The sequence below is a fragment of the Cupriavidus phytohabitans genome, assembly GCF_000426345.1.
Taxonomy (GTDB): domain Bacteria; phylum Pseudomonadota; class Gammaproteobacteria; order Burkholderiales; family Burkholderiaceae; genus Cupriavidus.
Window position 1 is genome coordinate 1 of the sequence record NZ_AUFE01000214.1, and the last position, 1,866, is coordinate 1,866.

The following is a 1,866-nucleotide window of genomic DNA, read 5'->3' on the forward strand; positions in this document are numbered from 1 at the left end:
GGTCGCGCTCGCTCGCCCGCAATCCGTCCGTATCCCCTGAGTTCAGCCTCACCGAGGAGCCCCTATTTTCAATCTCGATTTATGCAACAACGCCGCCCGTTCATTCGCGACTTTCTCGACAGCCACTCGGCCAGCGACGGAAGTTTATTGCCAGATGCATTCGACGCGGTAACGATCCGGAATCATCTTCTTGCCCGCAGCAAAGGCCGATCGGCAGAGTACACGCGGCTGATGGCAGTTGCGCTTCGCTCGTTCTGCCATTTCCTCTTTCTGCGCTGCGATACGGCCCGAGACCTGTATGAGTCAGTGCCTTCAGTTCGTAAATGCCGACAGTGAACTGTGCCAAGGTTCCTCACGCCTGAGCAGCAAGAAGCTCTCATTGCATCTGCAGACCGGTCGACCCCGACTGGGCGTCGTGACCTACGCAATCCTGCTGTTGTTGGCGCGGCTCGGTCTACGTGCCGGAGAAATCGTTGCCATCGAACTCGACGACATTCACTGGCGTTCGGGAGAACTCGTCGTTCATGGCAAGGGGCAAATGGTCGAGCACGTCCCCCTGCCATCGGAGGTCGGAGAAGCAATCGCAACATATCTCCGCGATGGTCGCGGAGCAAGTGCATCGCGGCGCGTCTTCCTTCGCAGATTGGCACCTCGGGTTGGTTTGGCGGGGCCGGCGGCGATTGGCAAGATTGTTTGTCAGGCCTTCGCACGTGCCGGTTTCCGCCCCGCGTGCCGGGGCGCCGCACATCTGTTCCGTCACGGGCTGGCAACGACGATGATTCGCCACGGGGCCTCGATGGCAGAAATAGCCGAGGTCTTGCGGCACCGCTCACTGGATAGTACCGCGATCTATGCAAAGGTCGCGTTTGAGGACCTGCGCGAGGTCGCGCGCTCGTGGCCCACCGCTGGAGGTTCGATATGACTGCGATCCGCGATTCTCTCGCTCGGTACGTGGCGGTCCGCCGCGCTCTCGCGGGCGTCATTCTACGAACCGGCATTGGCACTCGGCCATTTCGTTGATCTTCTGGAACATGAAGATGCAGAGTTTATTACTACCGATCTGGCTCTGCGCTGGGCGATGACGTCCACACTCGTCGAACGCGCCACCTGGGGGCGGCGCCTCTCTCAAGTGAGAGAATTCGCCCGATGGATGAACGTCATTGACGGTCGAAACCAGATTCCTCCGGCAGGGCTCCTGAGTGCCCGCAGACGGCGCAATGCCCCGCACATTTACACTGAGCAGGAAATTGATCTGCTTATGACCCGAGCAGTTCAACTGCGATCCCGAACCGGCATGCGAGCACTGACCTATTCGACGCTCATAGGGCTTCTTGTAGCGACGGGCCTCAGGCCAGGCGAAGCGTTTCGGCTCGACCGGTCCGACGTTGACCTCGTCAGCGGGATACTCTCCATCCGGGAATCGAAGCTCGGCAAATCGCGGTGTGTTCCTGTAGCAGAGTCGACCCGGGTGGCACTCGAACACTACGTCCAGAAACGCGATCAACTCTGTCCTTTACGATTGAGCGAGGCGTTCCTGGTTAGTGAGAGCGGCAAGCGATTGAAGGCCGGCACCGCACGAAGTATGTTCGTCAGAATGTCGCGCGCTGTCGGTCTGCGATCGGCGACAGAGGATGGGCGCGATGGTTACGGCCCACGCCTCCAGGACTTCCTGGCATAGCTTCGCGACTGGACGGCTGGTCGAGTGGTGTTGACGGCGGTGTAAAAGCGACAGTAAATGGCGGCGTATGGTTGGGTAACCAAGGGGCCGCATGCGGCAATCCATCCAAGTTAAGCCGCCAATAAAATCGCAATTCCCCCCGCGAACCCTTGACAGATGACGAGGTTCGAGGGGCCGCCGCCCTGCTT

General features: G+C 59.9%; 2 protein-coding genes and 1 pseudogene. All 3 read left to right on the forward strand.

Annotated elements, in window-relative coordinates; translation table 11 throughout:
• Positions 1-336 (forward strand): annotated as a pseudogene (locus K309_RS43685) (hypothetical protein); the annotation flags it as partial.
• Positions 299-922 carry a tyrosine-type recombinase/integrase gene (locus K309_RS38930; protein ID WP_232232657.1) on the forward strand — a complete coding sequence of 208 codons (624 nt, stop codon included), beginning with the start codon at positions 299-301 and terminating at the stop codon, positions 920-922. The pseudogene K309_RS43685 and the gene K309_RS38930, both read left to right, overlap by 38 nt.
• Positions 923-997: 75 nt before the next feature.
• Positions 998-1,678: a tyrosine-type recombinase/integrase gene (locus K309_RS38935; protein WP_232232658.1), complete on the forward strand. Its 681-nt coding sequence runs from the start codon at positions 998-1,000 to the stop codon at positions 1,676-1,678.
• The last annotated feature ends 188 nt before the right edge of the window (positions 1,679-1,866 follow it).